Raw genomic sequence first — 26,108 nt, 5'->3', positions numbered from 1 at the left:
AGCCGCTACTCCGTGGCAGCCAGGGCTTCCGGGGCCGTGACGGTCCCGGGAGCCCTGTTCGGCGTCAGTACGGCGTACAGCGCGCCGCCCGCCACCCCCGACAGCACGAAGCTGCAGTCGATCCCGCCCGTCAGGGCGAGCAGCGGCCCCTCGTAGAGCGGCGTCGACACCCCGGCCAGCCCGACCGCCGCGCCGATCGCCCAGGAGGCGGTGGCGCGCGGGTGCCAGCCCGCCGAGAACCAGTAGATCCCGCCGCGCGAGCGGTTGTTGTAGACCTGGAGCGCCTCCGGGTCGTACGTCCCGCCGCACCGCACGTGCCCGATCAGGGTGATCACGGCCCACGGGGTGCCGATCGCGGTGAGCAGCAGGACGAACGAGGTCATCGCCGTCTGGGCGTCCGAGGCGAAGTGGCCCAGGAAGACGAAGGCCGTCGCCACCGCCGCGACCACGAGCGTGGCGCGCGCCCGGGTGGCGCGGGGCAGGATCGCGTCGAGGTCGAGCCCCATCGAGTACAGCATCAGCCCGGCGTTGCCGACGGAACCGGCCGTCGCCGCGAGGAGCAGCGGCACCAGGTACCAGGCGGGCGAGGCGGCGACGAGCGGCCCCGCGTAGTCGAGGGCCCCGCGGGACGCGAGAGCGGTGACCGTGCCGAAGAGCTGGGGGATCAGGAGGCCGACGAGGAGGCCGAGGCAGGTGGCGTACCAGACCTTCTTCGCGCTGTGCCGCGCGGGCGAGACGTACCGGGTGTAGTCGCCGAGCAGGGTGATGAAGGCGACCGGCCCGCTGAGTCCGGCGGCGACGGCGGAGAGCAGCCACGTCGGCCAGAACGAGCCGAGCAGGTACGGGGTCTCCGGTACGGCGGCCGTGGTGAAGTCCCCGGCGTACGCGACGAGACCGACCGCGAGGAGCACGGTCATGCCGACCGCGAGCGTCTTGCTCAGCTTGAGCAGCAGCCGGTAGCCGTAGACCGCGGCGACGGCCGTGGCGGCGGCGAGCAGGGCGTAGACGACGGCGTGCGAGGCGCTGCCGGTCGGCAGGCCGACCAGCCGGGCCAGCGTCCCCACCATGACGTCCCCGCCGATCCACAGCGTCAGCGCGGTGTAGCCGAGCGACAGCAGCAGCCCGACCACGGAGCCGACGAGCCGGCCCCGGACGCCGAAGAAGGCGCCGGAGGAGGTGGAGAGGTTGGTGGCGGTGCGGAGGGAGACGAGCGCGAGCGGGGCGGTGACGGCGATGCCGACGACGGTCCCGGTGACGACCGAGGTGACCGAGGCCCAGAGGTCGAGGCCGAAGGAGACCGGGAGCCAGCCGAAGACGATCACCCCCAGACAGAGGTTGGAGCCGAGCAGGATCGCCACGAGATCGCGGGGGCCGCTGGTGCGTTCGGCCTCGGGGACGGTGTCGACTCCGCGCTGTTCTATCGGCATGAGGACTCCTGGGGAGGGGAGCGGGGCGAGAGCGGTTCGCGCTTCCAGACATTTAGAGTGACGCTCAATGTGACCTATGCCCGTCGGCCACGTCAATGCTTGGCAGCGGGCTTCTCAACATTTAGAGTGACGCTCAAACAGGAGGTGTTTCGGACGTGCGACTGACCCCCACGGAACGCGACCGGTTGCTGCTCTTCGGCGCCGCCGAGCTCGCCAGGGCCCGCCGGGCCCGGGGCCTGCGGCTCAATGTCCCCGAGGCGACCGCACTCATCGCGGACACCGTCTGCGAGGCGGCCCGCGACGGCAAGCGACTCGCCGAGGCGATCGCCGAGGCCCGCTCGGTCCTCGGCCCCGACGACGTCCTCCCGGGCGTCGCGGACGTGGTCACCGAGGTCCATGTCGAGGCCGTCTTCGACGACGGCTCCCGCCTCGCGGTCGTCTCCGACCCGATCGGCTGGGGGTCCCCCCGCGAGGCAGGGGGAGGACGGCTGGGTGAGGCGGCGCCGGGCGCGCTGCTGCCCGGCCCCGAGCACCCGGAGCCCGCGCCCGCGCTCACCCTTCCCGTACGGAACACGGCGACCGTGCCCGTGAGCGTCACCTCCCACTTCCACTTCTTCGAGGCGAACCCGCGCCTCGACTTCGACCGGGCCGCCGCCTACGGCATGCGGCTCGCCATCCCGGCCGGCGCCTCCTTCCGCTTCGACCCGGGCGGCGCGGCCGAGGTCGGCCTCGTGCCGATCGGCGGCGCGCGCGTCGCCATCGGTTTCGCGGGTCTGGTCGACGGGCCGCTGGACGCGCCCGGCGCGAAGGAAGAAGCCCTGCGCAGGGCGCGGGCATGCGGCTACCTGGGCGTTCTGCCCGGCGAGGAGGACGACTGATGGACCCGTACGAGTACGCCTCCGTGCACGGCCCCCGCGCCGGGGACCGCGTCGTCCTCGGCGACTCCGGGCTCGTCGTCCGCGTCGAGTCCGACTCCCAGAAGCACGGCGACGAGTTCCTCGCCGGCTTCGGCAAGACCGCCCGCGACGGCCTCCACCTCAAGGCGGCCGCCGTCCGCGAGACCTGTGACGTCGTCATCAGCAACGTCCTGGTCATCGACGCCGTGCTCGGCATCCGCAAGGTGTCGATCGGCATCCGCGAGGGCCGGATCCACGCCATCGGACGGGCCGGGAACCCCGACACGCTCGACGGCGTCGACGTCGTCGTCGGCACCGGCACCTCGATCGTCTCCGGCGAGGGCCTCATCGCCACCGCCGGAGCCGTCGACACCCACGTCCACCTGCTCTCGCCGCGGATCATGGAGGCCTCGCTCGCGAGCGGCGTCACCACGGTCATCGGCCAGGAGTTCGGCCCGGTCTGGGGCGTCGGCGTCAACTCGCCCTGGGCGCTGCGCCACGCCTTCAACTCCTTCGACGCCTGGCCCGTCAACATCGGCTTCCTCGCCCGGGGCTCGTCCTCCGACCCGGCGCCGCTGGTGGAGGCCCTCGCGGAGGGCGGCGCGTCCGGCTTCAAGGTCCACGAGGACATGGGTGCCCACACCCGGGCCCTGGACACGGCCCTGCGGGTGGCGGAGGAGCACGACGTCCAGGTCGCCCTGCACAGTGACGGCCTGAACGAGTGCCTCTCCGTCGAGGACACCCTGAGCGTCCTGGAAGGCCGGACGATCCACGCCTTCCACATCGAGGGCTGCGGCGGCGGACACGTCCCCAACGTCCTGAAGATGGCGGGCGTGCCGAACGTCATCGGCTCCTCCACCAACCCCACCCTGCCCTTCGGCCGCGACGCGGTAGCCGAGCACTACGGGATGATCGTCTCCGTCCACGACCTGAAGACCGACCTCCCGGGCGACGCCGCGATGGCGCGCGACCGGATCCGGGCCGGGACGATGGGTGCGGAGGACGTCCTGCACGACCTCGGCGCGATCGGGATCACCTCCTCCGACGCGCAGGGGATGGGAAGGGCCGGCGAGACCGTACGCCGGACCTTCGCCATGGCCGGGAAGATGAAGGCCGAGCTGGGGCCCCTGGAGGGCGACGGCGCGCACGACGACAACGCGCGCGTGCTGCGCTACCTGGCCAAGCTCACCATCAACCCGGCGATCGCCCACGGCCTCGCACACGAGATCGGCTCGATCGAGGTCGGCAAGCTCGCCGACATCGTGCTGTGGCGGCCGGAGTTCTTCGGAGCCAAGCCGCAGCTGGTGCTCAAGTCCGGCTTCCCCGCGTGGGGGGTCGTGGGCGATCCGAACGCCGCCACCGACACCTGTGAACCACTCGTCCTGGGGCCGCTGTTCGGCGGGCACGGCGCCACGGCCGCCGACCTCTCCGTCGCGTTCGTGGCGCAGGCCGCCGTCGACCTCGGCTCCGACGCGATGCCGACCCGCCGCCGCCGCGTCCCCGTGCGCGGCACGCGCGGCATCGGCCCCGCCGACCTGCTCCTCAACTCCCGGGTCGGGGACGTACAGGTCGACGACCGTACGGGCCTCGTCTCGCTCGACGGCTCCCCGATCCGCTCCGAGGCGGCCGAGTCCGTCTCCCTCAACCGCCTCTACTTCCTCTAGGACCCGAACCATGACGTACCGCATGCCCGCCGAGTGGATGCCGCACGAGCGCACCTGGATGGCCTGGCCCAGCCCCAACCCGACCTTCACCAACGACGAGGAGCTCGCCGAGGCGCGCGCCGCCTGGGCGTCCGTGGCCCGGGCCGTACGCCGCCACGAGCCGGTGACGATGGTCGTCGCCCCCGGCGACACGGACTCCGCCCGCGCCCTCCTCGGCGAGGACGTCGAGCTGGTCGAGCGCGACCTCGACGACGCCTGGATGCGGGACATCGGCCCGACCTTCGTCACGAACGGCGCCGAACTGGCCGCCGTGGACTGGGTGTTCAACGGCTGGGGCGGCCAGGACTGGGCCCGCTGGGAGCACGACTCGAAGATCGCCCGCCATGTCGCGGACCTCGCCGGGGTCCCCGTGCACTCCTCCCTCCTCGTCAACGAGGGCGGCGCGATCCACGTCGACGGCGAGGGCACGGTCCTGCTGACCGACACCGTCCAGCTCGGCTCGGGCCGCAACCCGGAGTGGACCCGCGCGCAGGTCGAGGCCGAGATCCACGCCAGGCTCGGCACCACCAAGGCGATCTGGCTCCCGCACGGCCTCGCCGGCGACTACGGCCTCTACGGCACCCAGGGCCACGTCGACATCGTCGCCGCCTTCGCCCGCCCCGGCACGGTCCTGGTCCACAGCCAGCAGGACCCGGCCCACCCGGACTACGAGCGCTCGCGGATGTACGTGAGCATCCTCCGCGGCCAGACGGACGCGCAGGGCCGCCCCCTGGAGGTCGTCGAGATCCCGGCCCCCACCGTCCTCAAGGACGAGGAGGGCGACTGGGTCGACTACTCCTACATCAACCACTACCTGTGCAACGACGGCGTGATCCTGTGCGCCTTCGACGACCCGCACGACGAGCTCGCCGCCGAGATCTTCCGCCGCCTCTTCCCGGAGCGCACGGTCACCCTCGTCGACGCGCGCACGATCTTCGCGGGCGGCGGCGGCATCCACTGCATCACCCAGCAGCAGCCGCGCGTGTAGGCCGCAGCGCGGCGACCAGAGCCAGGACGCTCAGGGTGAACATCACGATGCCCAGCGGGACGTGGAGCGCCGACATGTGCGCGACGCCGAGCACCACCTGCACCGTGGCGAGCGCGAGGAAGCCGGAGGCGTACAGGATCGGGCGGGGGGAGCCTCCGCCCGGTCGCCACGCCAGGACCGCGGCGAGCACGTACACCATCGAGGCGCCGTACAGCACCTTCGATCCGATGTCGTGCATCTGGTAACCGAGGGACGAGGACAGCAGGGCTCCGGCGGTGACGGCCTGGAAGAAGAGGGCCAGGGTCTGCAAGGCGATCGCGACCTGCGCGAACGTGAACCTGCCCGGTGCCGGAGTCGTCTGTACGGCCATGATGTGGTCCTCTCTTCTGCCTCGCGGCGGTGGATCGGTACTCTCTCGACTGTCCGACGACACAGCCCCGCGAAATGTGAGGCGAGCCGTCGGTCTCACGGGGGAACAGGGAGCGGTCGGCACCATGAGCACACAGTCCGAGTCGGGGCCGGACCGGAGCGCCGTCGTCGGCGAGCGGCGCCATCTCACCAACGTCGCCTACCGGTTGCTCGGTTCACTCGCCGAGGCCGAGGACGCCGTGCAGGAGACGTACGCCCGCTGGTACGCGATGTCCCCGCGGCAGCAGCAGGCCATCGCCTCGCCCGGTGCCTGGCTGACGACGGTCGTCGGCCGGGTCTGCCTCGACGTGCTCGGCTCGGCGCGGGCGCGGCGCGAGCGGTACGTCGGTGCGTGGATACCCGAGCCGCTTCCCGACCGCGCGGAGTGGGGCGGCGCGGACGACCCCGCCGACCGGGTCACCCTGGACGAGTCGGTCGGCATGGCCTTCCTCGTCGTCCTGGAGTCGATGACCCCCGCCGAGCGCGTGGCCTTCGTCCTCCACGACGTCTTCCGGTACTCCTTCGCGGAGATCGCCGAGACCCTCGACCGGACACCCGCGGCCTGCCGGCAGCTCGCGTCCTCGGGCCGCCGGCGCATGCGGGCCGCGCAGGCCCCCGCGGCCCCGTCGGCGGGGCAGGCCGGTCTGGTGCGGCACTTCAAGGAGGCGTGGGAGGCCCGGGACATCGAGGCCCTCGTCGGCCTCCTCGACCCCGACGCCGCGATGGTCGCCGACGGCGGCGGCCTGGTCGGCACCGTCCTCGACCCGGTCGAGGGCGGCGAGCACATCGCCGCGTACCTGATCCACATCGCCGACAAGGCCCCGGGGCTGCGGCTCCTGGAGCGGACGGTCAACGGCCGGCCCGGGCTCGTCGCCCAGCACACCGGGGTCACCGTGACCGTCGCCGCGTTCGATCTCGAAGGGGGCCGGGTCACCCGCATCTGGGCCGTCCGCAACCCGGAGAAACTCCGCGCGTGGACCGGGAACGGACCCGCTCGGGCCATCCTGTAGAACATACGGGTGAGTCAGAGCAGCGACCCGACCCCACCCCACCCCCGCCGCCGCAACCAGGCCGCCCCGCCCCGCGAGGACGTGCTGGCCGCGGCCATGGACACCATCGCCGAGCGCGGGCTCGACGGGCTCACCATGGCAGGGCTCGGGCGGCAGGTCGGGATGAGCAGCGGGCACCTGCTCTACTACTTCCGGACCAAGGACGAGCTGCTGCTCCAGACCCTGGAGTGGAGCGAGGGGCGGCTCGGCGCCGCGCGGAGCGCGCTGCTGGCCCGGCCGGGGACGGCGCGCGAGCGGCTCGACGGGTACGTCGACGTGTACGTGCCCACCGGCCCGCGCGACCCGCACTGGACGCTGTGGCTGGAGGTCTGGAACCGCTCGCAGAACGCCGACGACGACGCCCGCGTCCGGCAGGCCGCCATCGAGGGCGCCTGGCACCGGGACCTGGTCGCGATCCTCGCCGAAGGGGTCTCGCGGGGGGAGTTCCGGGCGGTCGACCCGGACCGGTTCGCCACCCGTACGAGGGCTTTGCTCGACGGCTTCAGTGTGCATGTGGCGGTCGGGATCCCGGGCACGGGACGGGAGCAAGTCCTCGACCACGTACGGGAGTTCATCGAGCAGGACCTGCTTCCGCGACCGTAACGCACGTAAGTACACAGGATCGTTGTGCGCTACAGCCTTGTTGCCCGTGCGTGACCTCCGGCACGGTTCCGGTCCATGGGACGAGAGCACTGGAAGAAGATCTGGGTCGGTTCCGCCGGCAACATGGTCGAGTGGTTCGACTGGTTCGTGTACGCGAGCTTCGCCACCTACTTCGCGGGATCCTTCTTCCCGGAGGGGAACGACACCGCCAAACTCATGAACACCGCCGGCATCTTCGCCGTCGGCTTCTTCATGCGGCCCGTCGGCGGCTGGCTCCTCGGCCGGGTCGCCGACCGCAAGGGCCGCAAGACGGCGCTCACCCTCACCGTCACCCTGATGTCCGCCTCGGCGCTCCTGATCGCCGTGGCCCCCACCTACGCCGTCGCCGGCTACGGCGGCGCCGCCGTCCTCCTGATCGCCCGCCTGCTCCAGGGCCTCTCGGTCGGCGGTGAATACGCGGCCAGCGCCACCTACCTCACGGAGGCCTCGGCGCCGGAGCACCGCGGCTTCGCGTCCAGCTTCCAGTACGTGTCGATGACCGCGGGGCAGGTCCTCGGCCTCGGCCTGCTGATCGTCCTCCAGCGCACGATGTCCGACGCGGCCCTGCACGGCTGGGGCTGGCGCATCCCCTTCGTCATCGGCGCCCTCGGTGCGGCCGTCGTCTTCTACCTGCGCCGAACGATGCTGGAGACGGAGGTGTACGAGGAGAGCGCGGGCGACGGGGTCGCGAGCGGCGAGCAGGGCACGCTCAAGGCGCTCTGGGCGCACCGCCGCGAGGCCTTCCTCGTGGTCGCCCTCACGATGGGCGGGACCGTGGCCTACTACACGTACACCACCTACCTCACCAAGTACCTCTCCAACTCCGCCGGACTGCCCAAGCAGACCGCGACCCTGGTCTCCTTCTGCGCCCTCATCGTCTTCGCCTGCCTGCAGCCGCTGGCCGGCCGGCTCTCCGACCGGATCGGCCGCCGCCCGCTCCTCATCACCTTCGCGGTCGGATCCACCGTCCTCAGCGTGCCGATCCTCGCCATGCTGAAGCACGCGGGCTCCTTCTGGCCGGCCCTCGGCCTCTCCCTGCTCGCGCTGCTCGTCGTCACCGGCTACACCTCCATCAACGCCTGCGTGAAGGCCGAGCTCTTCCCGACCGGCATCCGCGCCCTCGGCGTCGCCCTCCCGTACGCCGTCGCCAACGCCCTCTTCGGCGGCACCGCCGAGTACGTGGCGCTCTGGTTCAAGAACGCCGGCATCGAGTCCGGCTTCTCCTGGTACGTGGCGGGCTGCGCGGCCGTCTCCCTGGTCGTCTACCTCGTGATGCGGGAGACCCGGGACATCGACCTCGGCCGGGTCGGCGCCACGGGCCCCGGCGGCCCCGGCACCCTGCCCGGACAGAAGCGGGATCAACTGCCCGTATCGTGAGACCGTCGTCCCGGCGGCCCCCCACCTGTGTCAGACTTCCGGCGTGCTTGCTACCACGATGATTATCGGCAGCAGCGCGCCGGTCCGCAGTGGCCACTGAACCGCGGCACAACCCCCGCGGCAGTGGACACCGTGCCTCAGACCCGCGCGCAGACCTCTCGCACCCGCGAGGGGTTTTTTCGTTTTCCGGCCCCACCCATGCCGGAGGCGGACAGCGCGTGAGAATGGGGGCAAGTGGATCCAGACCTTCCGGAGCCACATCCGACAGGAGCCATCACAGTCATGACCACGGAGAACGGCGAGAGCCCGCGCCTCGACGACCGCCATGTCGACGACAGCTTCCACGTCTTCGACACGACGCTGCGCGACGGGGCGCAGCGTGAGGGCATCAACCTCACGGTCGCCGACAAGCTGACCATCGCGCGCCACCTCGACGACTTCGGCGTGGGCTTCATCGAGGGCGGCTGGCCCGGCGCCAACCCGCGCGACACGGAGTTCTTCGCCCGCGCCCGCCAGGAGATCACGTTCAAGAACGCGCGGCTCGTGGCCTTCGGCGCGACCCGCAGGGCCGGCGGCAACGCAGCCGAGGACCCGCAGGTCAAGGCGCTGCTCGACTCCGGCGCCCCGGTGATCTGCCTCGTCGCCAAGTCGCACGACCGGCACGTCGAGCTCGCGCTGCGCACGACGCTGGAGGAGAACCTGGAGATGGTCCGCGACACCGTCGCCCACCTGACCTCCCAGGGCCGCCGGGTCTTCGTCGACATGGAGCACTTCTTCGACGGCTACAAGGCCAACCCCGACTACGCCAAGGCCGTCGTCCGCTCCGCGCACGAGGCGGGCGCCGACGTCGTCATCCTCTGCGACACGAACGGCGGCATGCTCCCCGCCCAGATCCAGGCCGTCGTCTCCACCGTCATCGCCGACACCGGCGCCCGCCTGGGCATCCACGCCCAGGACGACACCGGCTGCGCCGTCGCCAACACCCTGGCCGCCGTCGACGCGGGCGCCACCCACGTGCAGTGCACCGCCAACGGCTACGGCGAGCGGGTCGGCAACGCCAACCTCTTCCCCGTCGTCGCGGCCCTGGAGCTCAAGTACGGCAAGAAGGTCCTCCCCGACGGCGCGCTCGCCGAGATGACCCGGATCTCGCACGCCATCGCCGAGGTCGTCAACCTCACGCCCTCCACGCACCAGCCGTACGTCGGCGTCTCCGCCTTCGCGCACAAGGCCGGTCTCCACGCCTCCGCGATCAAGATCGACCCCGACCTCTACCAGCACATCGACCCCGAGCTCGTCGGCAACACCATGCGGATGCTCGTCTCCGACATGGCCGGCCGCGCCTCGATCGAACTCAAGGGCAAGGAGCTCGGCGTCGACCTCGGCGACGACCGCGCCCTCGTCGCCCGCGTCGTCGAGCGGGTCAAGGAGCGCGAGCTCCAGGGATACACGTACGAGGCCGCCGACGCCTCCTTCGAACTGCTGCTCCGCGAGGAGGCCGAGGGCCGGGCCCGCCGCTACTTCCGTACGGAGTCCTGGCGGGCGATCGTCGAGGACCGCCCCGACGGCACCCACGCCAACGAGGCCACCGTGAAGCTCTGGGCCAAGGGCGAGCGGATCGTCGCCACCGCCGAGGGCAACGGCCCGGTCAACGCCCTCGACCTGGCGATGCGGGTGGCCCTGGAGCGGATCTACCCGCAGCTCGCCAAGTTCGAGCTGGTCGATTACAAGGTCCGCATCCTGGAGGGCCGCCACGGCACCGAGTCCACGACCCGCGTCCTGATCACCACCAGCGACGGCCACGGCGAGTGGGCCACGGTCGGCGTCGGCGAGAACGTGATCGCGGCCTCCTGGCAGGCCCTGGAGGACGCCTTCACGTACGGGCTGCTGCGGGCCGGGGTCGACCCCGCCGAGTAGTTCCCCGTGTTCCGTTTCGCCTGGTTCGGGTAGCTTCCAGGTATTTCGGGTAGCTTCGATACATGAGGACCAGGCCGCTCACCGCACTGTCGGCCCTCGCCGGGCTGATACTCCTGCTGCTCCTGGCCCTGGCCCCCTCCGTGGGCGCCAGGGCCGCGGGGATTTCCGACGCGGCCGCCGCCCTGAAACAGGGCCCGGTGTACGTCGACCCGGGCGCCGCCGACCAGCTCTCGCAGGCCGAGGCGGACGCCCTCGCCCAGAAGATCAAGGACGCGGACAAGCCGCTCTTCATGGCCGTCCTGCCGGCGAGCGCCGAATACCCGCCGCAGGGCCTCATCGACAACCTGCGCGCCCAGACCGGGGCGGCCGGTCTCTACGCGGTGCGCCTCGGCGAGCGGTTCGACGCGGGAGTCGACCCCTCCGTGATGTCCCCGGCCGCCGTACAGAACCTCGTCACCTCCGTACATCAGCCCGGCGTCGACGCGGCCACCGAGCTGAACAACTTCGCCGACCAGGCCCTCCCCGCCCTCCGCGGCTCCGCCCCCGCCTCCTGGGGCACCGCCGCCTCCGACTCCGGGGTCCCCGTCGCCGGACTCGTCACCCTCGGCGCGGTCGTCGCCGTGAGCGGCGGAGCCGCGTACGCCGTCGTCCGCCGCAAGCGGCTCCGCAAGGAGGCCGAGGAGCGGGAGGCCCTCGACAAGCTGCGGGTCGTCGTCGACGAGGACATCACCGCCTTCGGCGAGGAGCTCGAACGCCTCGACTTCCACCCCGCCGAGCCCGGCGCCGACGACGCCAGACGCGGCGACTACGAAAGCGCCCTCGACTCGTACGACAAGGCCAAGTCCCTCATGGCCTCCGCGGCCCATCCCCACGACGTCCGCGGGGTCACCCAGGCCCTGGACGACGGCCGCTTCTCCCTCGCCCTCCTCGCCGCCCGCCGCGAGTCCCGCCCGCTGCCCGAGCGGCGTGCCCCCTGCTTCTTCGACCCGCGCCACGGCACCTCCACCGAGGACCGCACCTGGAGGCCGGCCGGCAGCGCCGCCCGCGAGGTCCCGGTCTGCGCGGCCGATGCCGCCCGCCTCGACGACGGCCACGACCCGCTCGCCCGCACCGTCGAGACGGACTCGGGCCGCCGCCCCTACTGGGAGGCGGGCCCCGCCTACGGCCCCTGGGCCGGCGGCTACTTCGGCGGCGGCCTCCTCCCCGGCCTCCTCGTGGGAACGATGCTCGGCTCCGCACTGGCCACTCCCGCGTACGCCACCGAGTACGGCGGCGGTGACTTCGGGGGCGGCGACTTCTCCGGAGGCGACTTCAGCGGCGGCGACTTCGGATCGGGCGGCGGCTTCGGCGGCGGCGACTTCGGCGGGGGCGGCGGATTCGACGGCGGTGGCGGATTCTGACCGCGGTGTGACGCCGCGACCTGCCGAGCGGGGTGATCAGACCAGCGGCTTCACCGACATCAGCAGGTGTCGGTGGGCCGGCTCCTCGGCATCGGTGAGCAGGGCCCGCTGGCCCGGGCCGAGGAGGTGGAAGCGGACCTCGGCGGCGTCGAGGGAGGTCAGCGCGTCCAGGAGGTAGGCGGGGTTGAAAGCGACCGTCATGGAGTCCGCCCCGGTGAGGCTGCCCGGCAGGTGCTGGGAGGCCACGTCGTCCTCGTACCCCGCCTGGAGGTGGACCCCCGAGCCGGTGAAGGTCAGTTGGACCGGGCTGTCGCCCTCGGCGACCACCGCCACCCGCTTGACGGCCTCGGTCAGCGTCGACCGCTCGGTGACCGCCAGGGCGTGGTCGCCGAGGGCGAAGAGCTTGTCGTGGCGGGGGAGCCGGCCGTCCAGCAGCCGGGTGGTGGTGCGCATGCCGCCGCTCTCGAAGCCGATCGACCCGGAGTCGAGCGCGAGACGGGCCGGCCCGCCGCCCGCGAGGGAGCGGGCGATCTCGGTCAGCCGACGGGCGGGGACGACCACGTCGGCGGGCTCGCCGGGCTCCGCGCCCGGGGTGGCCGTTCCCAGGCCGAAGTCCGGGTACCACTCCAGCGTGCGGACCGCGTACCGGTAGCGGTCGGTGGCCGCCACCGTCATCGTCGAACCGTCCAGGGCGAGCCGTATCCCGGTCAGGACCGGCAGCGAGTCGTCCCGGCCCGCCGCAACGGCCACCTGACCGACCGCCGCGGCGAAGGCGTCCCCGTCCACCCGGCCGCGGACCTCGGGCAGCGCGGGCGCGGCGGGGTAGTCGTCGAGCGGCAGCAGGGAGAGGCCGAAGCGGGCGCCGCCCGAGGTCACCGCGAGGCGGCCGCCCTCCACCGCGAGCTCCACGGGCCCGTGCGGCAGCACCTTGCAGATGTCGAGGAGCCGGCGGCCGAGGACCAGCGCCCGGCCCTCGGCGCCCGTGTCGGCCTCGACCTCGACGCGCGCGGAGGCCTCGTGGTCGAGCCCGGACACCCTCAGCCGCCCCTCCGCCGCCTCCAGGAGCAGGCCGCCGAGGACGGGCATCGGGGAACGGGCCGGCAGGACGCGCGCGGCCCAGGCCACGGCATCGGTCAACACACCGCCGTCGATACGGATTTCCATGCCACCGACGCTAGGTGCCGCCACTGACAATGGCGTTGACCAGCAGTTTCAGACGTCTCTCGGTGTTCTCGGCGGCGAACTCGAGCGCGGCGTCCACGATCAGGCGGTGGTGCTCGGCTCGTTCGCGCTCTCGGCGCTGCCGGTGCTCGGACACACGAGAACGCTAGCGCCGCTAGACAAGGAGGCGGAGACGGGTCTAGCGTTGCTGTCAATCCTAGCGGCGCTAGACGCTAGATCGATGTTCTGGGGGAACCATGAACCTGCACCGCGTCGCGAACGTCCTCTCCGTCCTCCTCGGCCTCGCCTGCCTCTGGTTCGGCATCAACTTCCTGTTCCTCCCGGAAGCCGCGGCCGCCGGCTTCGGCATCCCGTCCTGGCCCGAGGGCGACGCCGCCGGGTACTTCACGGTCAAGGCGGGCCGCGACTTCGCCAACGGCGCGATCGTGCTCACCCTGCTGGCCCTCGGCAAGCGCCGCCCGCTGGCCTGGGTGATGCTGCTCCTCGCGATCGTCCCCTTCATGGACGCCTTCGCCGTCCTCGGTCACCGCGGCCCGTACGCCGCCGCGCTCGGCATCCACGCGGCCACCGGCGTCGTGGTCCTCCTCGCCGCGGGCCTGCTCTTCGCGACGTCCCGGGACGCGGTCGAGGCGAACTCGGCCGTGCGGGAAGGGAATTCCGCCCTCCGGCGTTCCACCGTCTGACCGCGACGACAGCACACAGGGGGAAGAGCACGATGAGCGACGTCCGCATCCTCGGCACCGTGGAACCCGGATTCGAGTCCGTACGAGAGGCCTTCGCGGAGGTCGCCGCGCACGAGGCGCGGGACGGCGGTGCGCAGCTCGCCGTCCACCACCGCGGCCGGCTCGTCGTCGACCTCTGGGGCGGTGACGGCGTCGACGGGGACTCCCTGCTCGGGCTCTACTCCTCCTCCAAGGGCGTCATGGCCCTGATCGCCGCCCTGCTCGTCCAGGAGGGCGTCCTCGACCTGGACCGCGAGGTCTCCTCCTGGTGGCCCGAGTTCGCCGCCGAGGGCAAGGAGCGGATCACGCTCCGCCAGCTGCTCGCCCACCGCTCCGGCGTGATCGGCGCGGACGGCGGCCTCTCGGCCGGGGAACTCGCCGACGACCGCCTGATCGCCGCCCGCCTCGCGGGCCAGCGCCCCTACTGGGAGCCGGACACCGGGCACGGCTACCACGCCCTGGTCATCGGCGCCCTGGTCGGCGAGGTGGTCCTGCGGGCCACCGGCCGGTCGGTCCAGGAGCTGTACGAGGAGCGGGTCCGCGCCCCGTACGGCATCGACTACCACCTCGGCCTGCCCGAGGCGCTGGAGCCGCGCTTCCGTACGGCCCTGCCGATGCTGCCCACCCCCGCCGAGCAGGCGTTCCTCGCGGCGAATCCGATCGCCCCGGACAGCCTCCTGGCCATCGCGTTCAACTTCCACGCCGACCCGCCCTTCGACATGGTCGGCTACGCCAACTCCCGGGAGGTGCGGGAGCGGGCGCCGCTCTCCGGCGGCGGGGTCGGCACCGCGCGCGGCCTCTCCCGGATGTACGCGGCGATCGCCGGCGAGCTCGACGGCCGGCCCCCGCTCCTCGCGCCCGACACCCTGGCCGAGGTCGCCCGCATCCACTCGGCGGGCAAGGACCTGGTGACCGGGCAGGAGAACGCCTTCGGGCTCGGTTTCGTCCCGCTGGCCACCCGCTACCCCTCCCTGAGTCCGGCCGCCGTCGGCCACAGCGGCGCCCCCGGCTCCCAGGCCTTCGCCGACCCGGCTACCGGCCTCGCCTACAGCTACGCCCGCCGCCGCTTCGGCTTCATGGCGGGCCCGGGCGCCGCCGAGAACGACCGGCTGGTCCCGGCGGTCGTCGAGGCGGCGGCGAAGGCCGCCTGACCCGGGCCGCTCGTCCCCGCCCCGGAGAAGGCGTCCGGCCCTGCCGCGGAACGCCGAGCGCCCGCCTTCCGCTGCTGCGGAGGGCGGGCGCGCTCATGTGTCCGGAAGGTCGTCCGGGTCGTCCGCGGGCGTCCCGGGTCGCTCGGGGGCGTCCAGGGGCGTCCGGGGTCAGGCGGCGTTCTTGATCGCGGAGATGTCGAAGTTCAGCTTGACCTTGTCGCTGACCATCACGCCGCCGGTCTCCAGGGCCGCGTTCCAGGTGAGGCCCCACTCGGAGCGCAGGATCTCGGCCGAGCCCTCGAAGCCGACGCGCTCGTTGCCGTAGACGTCGGTGGCCGTGCCGTTGAACTCCAGGTCGATGGAGAGCGGCTTGGTGACGTCCTTGATCGTGAGGTCGCCGGTGATCCGGTACTTGTCGCCGCCCAGCTGCGCGGCCTCCGTGGAGCGGAAGGTCATCAGCGGGAACTGCTCGGCGTCGAAGAAGTCGCCGCTGCGCAGGTGGCCGTCACGGTCGCCGATGCCGGTGTCGATGGAGGCGATCTTGACGTCGATGGAGGCGGTGGAGGCGCCCGGGTTTGCACCGTCGAGCTTCAGTGCGCCCTCGTGCTCGGCGAAGGTGCCGCGGACGTTGGTGACCATGGCGTGACGGACGGTGAATCCGATGCTGCTGTGCGCCGGGTCGATGTTGTAGTCGCCGGTCAGGGCGGCCAGGGCCGGGTCCACGGGGAGGGTGGCGGTGGCGACGGCGGACTCGTTGTTCTTGCGGTTGAAGAGACCCATGACGTACAGCTCCTTGATCGGTGTTTGTTGAACCTTCAACGAGAATGACTGTAGACCTATTCCGTTCAAGTTTCAACATCTCTGGAAGAAGTTCACCCGCACGGCCCCGGAAGACGCCCGAGGCCCTCTATCGGACGCGCGTAGAACTGCGGCACCATCTCCCTGCGCGACGAGCACCACCTGCACAGCCGTCCCCACCCGTCACGGTCACCAGCAGGAGGAACCCCCGTGAAGCTCCGCTCCGTCCTCACCGCACTCGCCCTCGTCCTCGGCGCCCTCTTCGCCCCCGGCTTCGGCGCCCTCTCCACCGCCACCGACGCCCACGCGGTCACCAAGATCAGCCACGCCACCGCGACCTCGATGTTCCGCTCCTCCGGCATCACCTGGTCGTCCTCGGGCAACTGCTCCAACCGCAACGTCCCGACGTGCACGTCCTTCGAGCAGCTCAACCTCGCCACCGCCCAGGGCGCCCAGACCCTCAGGAGCGCCAGCGGCTGCGCCCTCAACATCACCGGCGGCACCGAGACCGGGCACGCGGGCGGCACGTACTCCCACTGGAACGGCTACAAGCTCGACTTCAGCAAGTACACGTGCGTCGGCAACTACATCAAGAACACCTTCACCTACATCGGCGTACGCGGTGACGGCGCTCCGCAGTGGAGGTCCGGCGCGGGCAACGTCTACGCCGACGAGGGCAACCACTGGGACGTGACCTTCTACAACTGCGGCGGCTGCTGACCGTTCCCCGCCCCCCCCCAGCAACCGGAAGCACCCTCAAGGAGCCCCCTCCGGCCGTCACTTGGACTAACCGGAGGGGGTTCTTGGACTGGAGGGGCCCGCGCGGCGCGATCTCGTTGACGGTGCCGCCGGGGCGCGGCTGACTGGTCCGCATGTCCCTCCCCCCTTCGCGAAGAATCCGTGCGGCCTGCGCGCTCGCGGTGGCCTCGGCCACCGTGCTCGCCCTGTCCGGGCCCGCCCTCGCCGACGCCGCCGTCACCGCCGCCACGGACCGGGCGGCCGGCCCGGTCCCGGCCACCACCCCCGTCACCGGCCCCGTCATCGCCTCCGCCCGGCTCTCCGTCGCCGTCGCCGAGGACTTCCCCCGCGTCCTCTCGTACACGGACCGCGCGACCGGTGCCCGCCTCCTCGGCAGTACGGCCCCGGTCACGCAGGTGGTCCTCAACGGCACGCCCCACGCCGTCCAGGCCAAGGGCGCGCCCGTCCTGACCGCCTCCGCGGCCGCGTACACCCTCGTCTTCCCCGGCCTGCCCGGCGTCGAGATCGACGCGAGCCTGCGCGTCGAGGGCCGGACCACCACCTTCCGGGTCACCGCCGTCCGCGACACCGACGCCTTCCGCGTCGGCACGCTCGACATCCCCGGCCACGACCTCGTCTCCGTGGGCTCGGCGGACGACGGCGCCGCCACCGCCTTCACCCGCCTCGACCCCGACTCCACCCGCACCGCCGACGTCTTCGCCCGGGTCACCGACGCCACCGCCGCCGAGGCGAACCCGGTCGGCGCGAGCTACGCGATCGTCAGCACCGGGCAGCTGGCCGCCGCCGTCGAGTCCAACTCCAGCTACGACAAGCCCGCAGGCGCCTCCGCCCGCGACGGCGCCCGCTTCTGGCACCAGGCCCGCAAGAGCGGTACGGAGACCCGCGTCGGCGTCTGGTCCGGCCAGTGGACCTACCGGGGCGCGGGCGCCCCGCAGCCCGAGAGCGGCGACGGCCTGCCCTGGGCCAAGGTCGTCGTCACCCCCGACGCCAACGCCGACGGCGCCACCGACTGGCAGGACGGCGCTCTCGCCTTCCGTACGATCGGGATCAAGGCGCCCGGCAGCGAGCAGACCCCCGACCGGGTCGTCGCGCACATCCCCTTCAACTTCGCGTCCCAGGCCACCCACCCCTTCCTGCGCACCCTCGACGACGTCAAGCGGATCTCGCTCGCCACCGACGGGCTCGGCCAGTTCGCGCTGCTCAAGGGGTACGGCTCCGAGGGCCACGACTCCGCCCACCCGGACTACGGCGGCAACTACAACAAGCGCGCCGGCGGCCTCGCCGACCTCAACACCCTCCTCGAGGAAGGCCGGAAGTGGGGCGCGGGCTTCGGCGTCCACGTCAACGCCACCGAGTCGTACCCGGAGGCGAAGAACTTCAGCGAGACCCTCGTCGACAAGACCAAGCCCGGCTGGAACTGGCTCAACCAGAGCTACTACATCGACCAGCGCAGGGACATCAACAGCGGTGACCTCGCCCGCCGCTTCAAGCAGCTGCGCGACGAGACCGACCCCAACCTCTCCACCCTCTACATCGACGTCTACTACACGCACGGCTGGATCGCCGACAAGACGATGCAGGCCGTCCAGGCGCAGGGCTGGAACGTCGCCACCGAGTGGTCCGAGAAGTTCGAGCGGGCCTCCCTCTGGTCCCACTGGGCCAACGACCTCGACTACGGCGGCGCCACCAACAAGGGCCTCAACTCGCAGATCGTGCGCTTCATCCGCAACGGCGAGAAGGACGTCTGGAACAACCACCCGGTCCTCGGCCAGACCGCCCTCGTCGACTTCGAGGGCTGGACCGGCGAGACCGACTGGAACGACTTCACCGCCAACATCTGGCAGCGCAACCTCCCGGCCAAGTACCTCCAGCAGCAGAAGATCACCCGCTGGAACGGCAACGACCTCACCTTCACCGGCGGCGTCCGCGGCACCGTCGAGAACGGCAGCCGCACCTTCCACGAGAACGGCCGCAAGGTCCTCGACGGCGAGAACTACCTGCTCCCCTGGAGCAACGGCAAGAAGCTCTACCACTACAACAAGTCCGGCGGCACGACGAGTTGGGACGTCCCCGCCGGCCCCCGCTCGTACGCCGTGTACAAGCTCACCGACAACGGCCGGGTGAAGACCGGCACCGTGCGGCCCGTCGGCGGGAGGATCACCCTCGACGCCGTCGCCGGGCAGCCCTACGTCCTCTACCCCGACCGCGCCCCCGCGCAGCGCCCCGCGCAGTGGGGCCAGGGCACCCCGGTGAAGGACCCCGGCTTCAACGACGCCGGGCTCGGCGCCTGGGCCACGTCGGGCACCGTCACCCGGGACACCGACACCCAGGGCCGCAACAGCGCCAGGCTCGGCGGCGCGGCCACGGCCTCCGTGAGCCAGCGGATCACCGGCCTCACCCCCGGCGCGCGGTACACCGCCTCCGCCCTCGTCGAGGTCGAGCGCGGCAGGACCCGCCCCACCACTCTCTCCGTCGCCGGGCGGACCGTCACCGTCGAGCGCTCCGCCCTCGACGACCGGGTCGCCGCCTCCGACTGGAACGGCACCCGCTTCCAGCGCGCCAAGGTCACCTTCACCGCCCCCGCCGACGGGTCCGCCCCGCTGCGGATCGAGGCCGCGGGCGGCAGCGCGGCGACCGTCCGGATCGACGACGTACGGATCGTGGCCAACGCGCCGGCGACGAAGGCCGGAGCCGCCGCGTACGAGGACTTCGAGGCCGTCGACCAGGGCTGGGGCCCCTTCCTCAAGGGCGACTCCGGCGGGACGACCGACCCGCGCACCCACATCGCCCAGCTGCACGCCCCGTACACCCAGGCCGGCTGGAACGGAAAGCCGATCGACGACGTCATCGGCGGCGCCGAGTCCCTCAAGTCGCACGACGAGAACAGCGGCCTCGTCTACCGGACCGCGCCCTGGACCGTCCCGATGAAGGACGGGCACAGCTACCGCGTGGAGTACGACTACCAGTCCAGCCACGCCGGCGCGTACGAGTGGGTCACCGGCTACGACCGGACGAGCGGCGACGGGCCGGCCGTCGAGACCCGCCGCACCCCGATCGGGCAGCAGCGGACCACCGGGCACTTCGCCGAGACCGTCACGGCCGGCTGCGGCGACACCTGGACCGGGCTCCGCAAGCGCGGCGACGCCCCCGACGGCGCCGACTTCGTCCTCGACTCCTTCACCGTCACCGACCTCGGCCCGGCCGCCGAGCGGGCCGCCTGCGGCACCCTCGCCGTCGACGCCCCGGAGACCCTGGAGCCCGGCCGCGCCAACGAGGTCAGGGCGACCTTCGGCAACGACGAGGCCGCCGCGGTCACCGGCGCCCGCGCCACGCTCACCCTCCCCGAGGGCTGGACCGCCGAACCGGCCGCGCCCGTCGCCCTCGACCCCGTCGCGGCGGGCGGCACGACCACCGTCACCTGGCGGGTCACCCCGCCCGTGGACGCCGCCTACCGGCCGTACACCCTCGGCGCCGAGGTCACGTACGACCTCGGGGGAGGCGCCCGCAAGCTCACCGCCGCCACCACCGTCCGCACCCTGCCCCCGCCGCCCACCGCCGACAGCTGGGCGAGCGACCTCGACTGGACCTCCGCCACCAACGGCTGGGGCCCCGTCGAGCGCGACCTCTCCAACGGCGAGACCGGCACCGGGGACGGCTCCCCGCTGCGGATCGGGGGAGTGACGTACGCCAAGGGGCTCGGCAGCCACGCCCCCGCAAAGGTCCGCTACTACCTGGGCGGCCGCTGCACCTCCCTCACCGCCGAGGTCGGGGTCGACGACGTCCAGACCAGCCGGGGCACCGTCCAGTTCAGCGTCCTCGCGGACGGTACGGAGAAGGTGAAGTCCCCGGTCCTCAAGGCCACCGACACCGCCTGGTCGCTGACCGCCGACGTCACCGGCGCCTCCTACGTCGAGCTCGTGGCAGGCGATGGCGGCGACGGGAACGGCAACGACCACGCGGACTGGGGGAACGCCCGCTTCCACTGCGCCCCCTGACTGGACTGGAGAAGGCAGTAAGCGCTTTCGCCGCACCTTGGCGCAAGCCCTGCCGTGCTCATTGATTGCGTCGGAAAACCGGTGTTACACCAGGCGCCGAACGGTCTCCACCACTTCCCCCGGGAGGCTCCCGTGCCCGTCCCCGCCTGGTCCCGCCGTACGTTCCTGATCACCGCTTCCGCCGCCGCGGCGGCCCTCGGACTCCCCCTCCCCGCAGCCGCGGCGGAGCCGGAGTTCGAGGCCCTCCGCCTCCGGTGGCTCGACCTCCAGCTCGGCTCCGGCTTCGACGCCGGGGCCGAGCCCTACGCCTCCCGCCTCGCCGAGACGGGCACACTCGCCCGGGCCTTCCGCGCCACCATGGCCCCGGCTCCCGCCTCGCTCTGGCCCGGGGTCCCCTTCGACCCGCCGGCCGGCATCACCCAGAGCTACAGCCGCCTGTGGACCATGACCCAGGCGTACGCACAGCCCGGCACCGGCCTGACCGGCGACGCCGGCCTGCTCACCGACGTCCTGCGCGGCCTCGACCACCTCTCCGCCACGGTCTACCGCGCGGGCGCCCCCCGCCACGGCAACTGGTGGGAGTGGCAGATCGGCAGCCCCCGCCTCCTCATGGACGTCGTCGCCGCGCTGCACCCGCACCTCGGCGCCGAACGCATCGCCGCCGCCTGCGCCGCCGTCGACCACTTCGTCCCCGACTCGGTGCTCACGAACTACACCGGCACCTCCACCGGCGCCAACCGCGTCGACCTCTGCCGCTCGGTCGCCCTGCGCGGGGTCCTCGGCGCGAACCCCGCCAAGATCGCCCTCGCCCGGGACGCCCTCTCGCCCGTCTTCCCGTACGTGACCAAGGGCGACGGCCTCTACGCCGACGGCTCCTTCGTCCAGCACACCTGGGTCGCCTACTCCGGCACCTACGGACAGGTCATGCTCGACGGCCTCGGCCGCCTCTTCTCGCTCCTGGCCGGGTCCACCTGGGCCGTCACCGACCCGAACCGGCAGATCGTCCTCGACAGCGTCGAGAAGGCCTACGCGCCCCTGATCTACGACGGCCTGATGATGGACAGCGTCAACGGCCGCGCGATCAGCCGCGGCCTCCTGAAGAACGACGACCGGCAGATCATGCGCTCCGACCACTTCCACGGCCAGGGCGTGATCGCGGCGATGACCCTCCTCGCCGGCGGAGCCTCGCCCGCCGAGCGCGACCGCTGGCACGCGCGCGTGAAGGGGTGGATCCAGCGGGACGCCGTCTCCCCGATCCTCGCCGCCCGCCAGTTCGGCGTCGCCGACCTCGCCCGGCTGCACGCCGTGGCCGCCGCCCCCGTCCCCGCCGCGCCCGAACCCACCGGCCACCGGCTCTTCACCGCCATGGACCGGGCCGTCCACCGCCGCCCCGGCTGGGCCGCGAACATCGCCATGGCCTCGGACCGGATCTCGTACTACGAGTGCGGCAACGGCGAGAACCCGCGCGGCTGGCACACCGGCGCCGGCATGCTCTCCTGGTGGACCCCGGACCTCGGCGACCAGTACACCGACTGGTTCTGGCCCACCGTCGACCCGTACCGCCTCCCCGGCACCACCGTCTCCACCAAGCGCCTCGCCGACCGGGCGGGTGGCGAGTGGGGCGCGCCCAAGCCGTCCGTGCGCTGGGTCGGCGGGGCCACCGACGGCGAGTACGCGGCCGTCGGCCAGCACCTCAAGGGCCTCGGCTCCACTCTGGAGGCCCGCAAGTCCTGGTTCTGCGCGGCGGACGCCGTCATCTGCCTCGGCGCCGGGATCACCGCGACCGACGGCGTGCCCGTCGAGACGGTCGTCGACAACCGCCTGCTCGGCGAGGCCGGGACGGGGGCCTTCGCCACCGGCGCCGGCTGGGCGCACCTGGAGGGCCACGGCGGCTGGGTCCTCCCCGACGGCACCGGGAACCTCCGCACCGTCCAGGAGGACCGCACCGGGGCCTGGAGCGACATCAACACCACCAGCTCCACCGAGCGCCGCACCCGCCGCTACCGGACGCTCTGGCTGGACCACGGGACGGACCCGGTCGCGGCCTCGTACGCGTACCTCCTGATGCCCGGGGCCTCCCGGTACCGGGTCGCCGCCCGCGCCGCCGACCGGGACTGGCTGCGCGTTCTCGACAACACCGCCGAGCGGCAGGCGGTCGCCGTCCCGTCCCTCGGACTGACCGCGGCGAACTTCTGGCAGGCCGGTACGGTGGGGCCCCTCACCGTCACCGCCCCCGCGAGCGTCCTGGCCCGCAGGCGCCGCTCGGTCCTCGACCTGAGGATGGCCGAACCGCCCCGCACGGGCCTGCCGCTGGAGCTGGTCTGGGACCGCCCGGTCCGCCGGGTGCTGGCCCACGACCCCTCGGTGGAGGTGCTCGGCACGGGCGGATCGCTCCGCCTGCGGATCACCCCCGGTGCGGCCGGAGCCACGCACCGTTGCGAGGTCCTCCTCTAGCGCTATGTGGGAACCCCACAAACACGGGGGGTGCCTGGCTGTTGACTCGGGCTGGATGGGCGGCGCTTCTGTCCAGCCCCACCAGGAATCGACACGGGAGACTGTACGGAGTCGACGGCGGAGTTTTCTTGTTCGACTTCGTAGGGTCGGTACATGACCGTTGTGGACCAGATCCCGAGCGAGCCCGCTGATGCCCGTGGCCGAGTGGCCGAGCTGCACGTCCTGCGCGAGCAGGCGCTCCGCGGCCCGAGTGACCGCGCCACCGAGGCGCAGCACGCGAAGGGCAAGCTGACCGCTCGCGAGCGCATCGAGCTGCTGCTCGACGCGGGTTCCTTCAGCGAGGTCGAGCAGCTGCGCCGCCACCGGGCGACCGGCTTCGGCCTGGAGGCCAAGAAGCCCTACACCGACGGTGTGATCACCGGCTGGGGCACGGTCGAGGGCCGCACGGTCTTCGTCTACGCGCACGACTTCCGGATCTTCGGCGGCGCGCTGGGCGAGGCCCACGCGACGAAGATCCACAAGATCATGGACATGGCCATCGCGGCCGGTGCCCCGCTGGTCTCCCTGAACGACGGCGCCGGCGCCCGTATCCAGGAGGGCGTCTCGGCGCTCGCCGGCTACGGCGGCATCTTCCAGCGCAACACCAGGGCCTCGGGTGTCATCCCGCAGATCTCGGTGATGCTCGGCCCGTGCGCCGGCGGCGCGGCCTACAGCCCCGCCCTGACCGACTTCGTCTTCATGGTCCGCGAGACCTCGCAGATGTTCATCACCGGCCCGGACGTCGTCAAGGCGGTCACCGGCGAGGAGATCAGCCAGAACGGCCTCGGCGGCGCCGACGTGCACGCCGAGACCTCCGGCGTCGCGCACTTCGCGTACGACGACGAGGAGACCTGCATCGCGGAGGTCCGCTACCTCCTGTCGATGCTCCCGCAGAACAACCGCGAGAACCCGCCGACCGTCACCTCCGAGGACCCGGCGGACCGACGCTCCGACGTCCTGCTCGACCTGGTGCCCGCCGACGGCAACCGCCCGTACGACATGCACAAGGTCATCGAGGAGCTCGTCGACGAGGGCGACTACCTGGAGATCCACGAGCGCTGGGCGCGCAACATCATCTGCGCGCTGGCCCGGCTCGACGGCCAGGTCGTCGGCATCGTCGCCAACCAGCCCCAGTCGCTGGCCGGTGTCCTGGACATCGAGGCCTCCGAGAAGGCCGCCCGCTTCGTGCAGATGTGCGACGCCTTCAACATCCCGATCATCACCCTTCTGGACGTACCCGGCTTCCTGCCGGGCGTCGACCAGGAGCACGGTGGAATCATCCGGCACGGCGCCAAGCTGCTCTACGCGTACTGCAACGCGACCGTGCCCCGGATCAGCCTGATCCTGCGCAAGGCCTACGGCGGCGCCTACATCGTCATGGACTCCCAGTCCATCGGCGCCGACCTGACGTACGCCTGGCCCACCAACGAAATCGCGGTCATGGGCGCCGAGGGCGCCGCCAACGTGATCTTCCGCAAGCAGATCGCCGAGGCCGAGGACCCCGAGGCCATGCGCACCCGCATGGTCAAGGAGTACAAGGCCGAGCTGATGCACCCGTACTACGCGGCGGAGCGCGGCCTGGTCGACGACGTCATCGACCCCGCCGACACCCGCCAGGTGCTCATCCGGTCCCTCGCGATGCTCCGCACCAAGCACGCCGACCTGCCGTCCCGCAAGCACGGCAACCCGCCTCAGTAAGAGGAGCCACACGTGACCACCCCTGCCAACCTCCTCCGCGTCGAGAAGGGGCACGCCGACCCCGAGGAGCTCGCCGCCATCACGGCGGTCCTGCTCGCCCGGGCCTCCGCCCAGCCCACCGAGGCGCACGACGGCCGCTCCACGGCCGGCTGGCGCCGTCTGGAGCGCCAGTCGGGCTTCCGCCCCTCCCACTCCTGGCAGGGCTGACACCCGCCGCACCGAAGGCCCCCGCTCCCACCCGGAGCGGGGGCCTTCGGCCTGCCCGCCCTCCGCGGGGCGTCTTCCCGCGGAGGACACGGCAAAGGCCCCGCGCACCGACCGGTGCGCGGGGCCTTGACGAGAATCCGTACGGACGTCCGTCGGGACTACCGCAGGCGGGCCATGAGGGCGTGCTCGACGAGGGTGATGAGCGCGCTCTTGGCGTCCGCGCGGTGGCGGGCGTCGGTCGTGATGATGGGGGTGTCCGGGCCGATCTGGAGCGCCTCGCGGACTTCCTCGGGCTGGTACGGCTGGTGTCCGTCGAAGCCGTTGAGGGCGATGACGAAGGGGAGGCCGCTGTTCTCGAAGTAGTCGACCGCGGGGAAGCAGTCGGCGAGACGACGGGTGTCGACGAGGACGACGGCGCCGATGGCGCCGCGGACCAGGTCGTCCCACATGAACCAGAAACGGTCCTGGCCCGGCGTACCGAAGAGGTACAGGATCAGGTCCTGGTCCAGGGTGATGCGGCCGAAGTCCATGGCGACAGTCGTCGTCGTCTTGTCGCCGGTGTGCGTGAGGTCGTCGATGCCCGCGGACGCAGACGTCATGACGGCCTCGGTACGCAGCGGGTTGATCTCCGAGACGGCGCCGACGAACGTGGTCTTGCCCACGCCGAAGCCGCCCGCCACCACGATCTTCGCGCTGGTGGTTGAGCGGGCTGCACCGCCGCTAGAGCTTGCGAAGTCCACTGAGCACCCTTTCGAGCAGTGTCACGGCTGGCTGGCCGCCGGCGGCCTCGTCGCCGCCTGGCTGGTGAATGGCGACAAGTCCGGCCTCCGCCAGGTCGGCGACGAGGATCCGGGCAACGCCGAGAGGAATGGAGAGAAGGGCCGAGATCTCGGCGACCGACTTGATCTCGATGCACAGCCGGCAGATCCGCTGGTGCTCGGGCAACTGCCCGTGCAGCCTGGCCGGATCGGCCGTGGTGCTGACCAGTGCCTCGATGGCGAGCTGGTAGCGCGGCCGGGTCCGGCCGCCGGTCATCGCGTACGGACGCACGAGCGGGTTGTGCCCACCCGAACCGCCCGAGGAGGACGCGGCACGCGGGGCGCTCGGCGAGCCCGCCGGCGTGTGCTGCTGGGCCTGAGGCTGCCGATAGGGCTGCGAAGCGCCCTGTCTGCTCGGGGTGGAGGGAAAGTTGAACCGGTTCTGCGCGGTGTCGCCCAGCGGCGCCTGGTGCGCGTCATATCCGTTGTAGTGGCTTGCGCCCGGGGGTGTTCCCACGTCTCCTCCTCCGACTGCCTCGCG

At 72.2% G+C, this 26,108-nt stretch carries 22 protein-coding genes; 15 read left to right on the top strand and 7 right to left on the bottom strand.

Annotated features, from left to right (window positions below):
* Positions 1-5 precede the first annotated feature (5 nt).
* Positions 6-1,427 carry a cytosine permease gene (locus DEJ46_RS11500; protein WP_150265769.1) on the bottom strand — a complete coding sequence of 474 codons (1,422 nt, stop codon included), beginning with the start codon at positions 1,425-1,427 and terminating at the stop codon, positions 6-8.
* A 155-nt stretch (positions 1,428-1,582) separates the two neighbouring features.
* Between DEJ46_RS11500 and ureA the strand changes: the two genes are divergently transcribed.
* The 3 genes from ureA to DEJ46_RS11485 are packed head-to-tail and all read left to right on the top strand — an operon-like array spanning position 1,583 to position 5,014.
* Positions 1,583-2,305, top strand: a complete 723-nt coding sequence (ureA, locus tag DEJ46_RS11495) for an urease subunit gamma (RefSeq protein WP_150265767.1) — start codon at positions 1,583-1,585, stop codon at positions 2,303-2,305.
* Entirely contained in the window at positions 2,305-3,987 is a 1,683-nt protein-coding gene (locus tag DEJ46_RS11490; protein ID WP_150265765.1) for an urease subunit alpha, read from the top strand. Before ureA ends, DEJ46_RS11490 begins: the two co-directional genes overlap by 1 nt.
* Before the next feature lie 10 nt (positions 3,988-3,997).
* The gene (locus DEJ46_RS11485; protein WP_150265763.1) at positions 3,998-5,014 is read left to right on the top strand and encodes an agmatine/peptidylarginine deiminase; all 1,017 of its coding nucleotides are present in this window, start codon (positions 3,998-4,000) and stop codon (positions 5,012-5,014) included.
* On the opposite strand, the gene DEJ46_RS11480 is transcribed toward DEJ46_RS11485, so the two are convergent.
* Positions 4,989-5,384, bottom strand: coding sequence for a hypothetical protein (locus DEJ46_RS11480; RefSeq protein WP_150265761.1), 396 nt, complete (start codon positions 5,382-5,384; stop codon positions 4,989-4,991). The two genes, DEJ46_RS11485 and DEJ46_RS11480, sit on opposite strands and share 26 nt — an antisense overlap.
* A 124-nt stretch (positions 5,385-5,508) precedes the next feature.
* Here DEJ46_RS11480 and sigJ point away from each other — a divergent pair, with 124 nt between their 5' ends.
* The 5 genes from sigJ (at position 5,509) to DEJ46_RS39105 (ending at position 11,804) form a co-directional block, all read left to right on the top strand.
* Positions 5,509-6,432, top strand: coding sequence for an RNA polymerase sigma factor SigJ (sigJ, locus tag DEJ46_RS11475; RefSeq protein WP_150265759.1), 924 nt, complete (start codon positions 5,509-5,511; stop codon positions 6,430-6,432).
* Positions 6,433-6,528: 96 nt separating this feature from the next.
* Positions 6,529-7,074 carry a TetR/AcrR family transcriptional regulator gene (locus tag DEJ46_RS11470; protein ID WP_223835457.1) on the top strand — a complete coding sequence of 182 codons (546 nt, stop codon included), beginning with the start codon at positions 6,529-6,531 and terminating at the stop codon, positions 7,072-7,074.
* 75 nt (positions 7,075-7,149) lie between these two features.
* On the top strand, positions 7,150-8,490 hold the full coding sequence (locus DEJ46_RS11465) for an MFS transporter (RefSeq protein ID WP_150265757.1): 1,341 nt from the start codon (positions 7,150-7,152) through the stop codon (positions 8,488-8,490).
* A 282-nt stretch (positions 8,491-8,772) separates the two neighbouring features.
* Positions 8,773-10,404, top strand: a complete 1,632-nt coding sequence (gene cimA, locus DEJ46_RS11460) for a citramalate synthase (RefSeq protein ID WP_150265755.1) — start codon at positions 8,773-8,775, stop codon at positions 10,402-10,404.
* A 62-nt stretch (positions 10,405-10,466) separates the two neighbouring features.
* Positions 10,467-11,804, top strand: coding sequence for a hypothetical protein (locus DEJ46_RS39105; protein ID WP_190622579.1), 1,338 nt, complete (start codon positions 10,467-10,469; stop codon positions 11,802-11,804).
* Positions 11,805-11,840: 36 nt separating this feature from the next.
* On the opposite strand, the gene dnaN is transcribed toward DEJ46_RS39105, so the two are convergent.
* Positions 11,841-12,968, bottom strand: a complete 1,128-nt coding sequence (gene dnaN / locus DEJ46_RS11450; protein WP_150265753.1) for a DNA polymerase III subunit beta — start codon at positions 12,966-12,968, stop codon at positions 11,841-11,843.
* Between the two features lie 10 nt (positions 12,969-12,978).
* Complete coding sequence (locus DEJ46_RS39100; protein ID WP_190622577.1) at positions 12,979-13,122, bottom strand: hypothetical protein; 144 nt, start codon at positions 13,120-13,122, stop codon at positions 12,979-12,981.
* Between the two features lie 100 nt (positions 13,123-13,222).
* On the opposite strand from DEJ46_RS39100, the gene DEJ46_RS11445 reads away from it, so the two are divergent.
* Positions 13,223-13,669: a DUF4267 domain-containing protein gene (locus DEJ46_RS11445; RefSeq protein ID WP_150265751.1), complete on the top strand. Its 447-nt coding sequence runs from the start codon at positions 13,223-13,225 to the stop codon at positions 13,667-13,669.
* A gap of 32 nt (positions 13,670-13,701) precedes the next feature.
* Positions 13,702-14,859: a serine hydrolase domain-containing protein gene (locus DEJ46_RS11440; protein ID WP_150265749.1), complete on the top strand. Its 1,158-nt coding sequence runs from the start codon at positions 13,702-13,704 to the stop codon at positions 14,857-14,859.
* A 168-nt stretch (positions 14,860-15,027) separates the two neighbouring features.
* Here the strand turns inward: DEJ46_RS11440 and DEJ46_RS11435 are convergent, their stop codons facing one another.
* The gene (locus DEJ46_RS11435; RefSeq protein WP_150274328.1) at positions 15,028-15,639 is read right to left on the bottom strand and encodes a YceI family protein; all 612 of its coding nucleotides are present in this window, start codon (positions 15,637-15,639) and stop codon (positions 15,028-15,030) included.
* Between the two features lie 228 nt (positions 15,640-15,867).
* On the opposite strand from DEJ46_RS11435, the gene DEJ46_RS11430 reads away from it, so the two are divergent.
* The 5 genes from DEJ46_RS11430 to DEJ46_RS11410 all read left to right on the top strand — a co-directional run bounded on the left by DEJ46_RS11430 (position 15,868) and on the right by DEJ46_RS11410 (position 24,809).
* On the top strand, positions 15,868-16,377 hold the full coding sequence (locus DEJ46_RS11430; protein ID WP_150265747.1) for a hypothetical protein: 510 nt from the start codon (positions 15,868-15,870) through the stop codon (positions 16,375-16,377).
* A gap of 152 nt (positions 16,378-16,529) precedes the next feature.
* Positions 16,530-20,411 (top strand): endo-alpha-N-acetylgalactosaminidase family protein, encoded by a 3,882-nt coding sequence (locus DEJ46_RS11425; protein ID WP_150265745.1) that lies wholly within the window; start codon positions 16,530-16,532, stop codon positions 20,409-20,411.
* 132 nt (positions 20,412-20,543) lie between these two features.
* Positions 20,544-22,865: a polysaccharide lyase 8 family protein gene (locus DEJ46_RS11420; RefSeq protein WP_150265743.1), complete on the top strand. Its 2,322-nt coding sequence runs from the start codon at positions 20,544-20,546 to the stop codon at positions 22,863-22,865.
* Between the two features lie 153 nt (positions 22,866-23,018).
* Positions 23,019-24,602 carry an acyl-CoA carboxylase subunit beta gene (locus DEJ46_RS11415; RefSeq protein WP_150265741.1) on the top strand — a complete coding sequence of 528 codons (1,584 nt, stop codon included), beginning with the start codon at positions 23,019-23,021 and terminating at the stop codon, positions 24,600-24,602.
* Between the two features lie 12 nt (positions 24,603-24,614).
* Positions 24,615-24,809 carry an acyl-CoA carboxylase subunit epsilon gene (locus DEJ46_RS11410; RefSeq protein ID WP_150265739.1) on the top strand — a complete coding sequence of 65 codons (195 nt, stop codon included), beginning with the start codon at positions 24,615-24,617 and terminating at the stop codon, positions 24,807-24,809.
* Positions 24,810-24,967: 158 nt separating this feature from the next.
* Here DEJ46_RS11410 and DEJ46_RS11405 read toward each other — a convergent pair whose 3' ends face one another.
* Entirely contained in the window at positions 24,968-25,549 is a 582-nt protein-coding gene (locus DEJ46_RS11405; protein ID WP_017235983.1) for a GTP-binding protein, read from the bottom strand.
* A complete protein-coding gene (locus DEJ46_RS11400) occupies positions 25,530-26,084 on the bottom strand; it encodes a DUF742 domain-containing protein (RefSeq protein WP_150265737.1) in 555 nt (184 codons plus the stop codon). Before DEJ46_RS11400 ends, DEJ46_RS11405 begins: the two co-directional genes overlap by 20 nt.
* Positions 26,085-26,108: the final 24 nt, after the last annotated feature.

This window comes from Streptomyces venezuelae (assembly GCF_008642375.1).
Taxonomy (GTDB): Bacteria; Actinomycetota; Actinomycetes; order Streptomycetales; family Streptomycetaceae; genus Streptomyces; species Streptomyces venezuelae_G.
The sequence above is the reverse complement of the archived record's forward strand: the minus strand, read 5'-3'. Positions and strand labels throughout refer to the sequence as shown.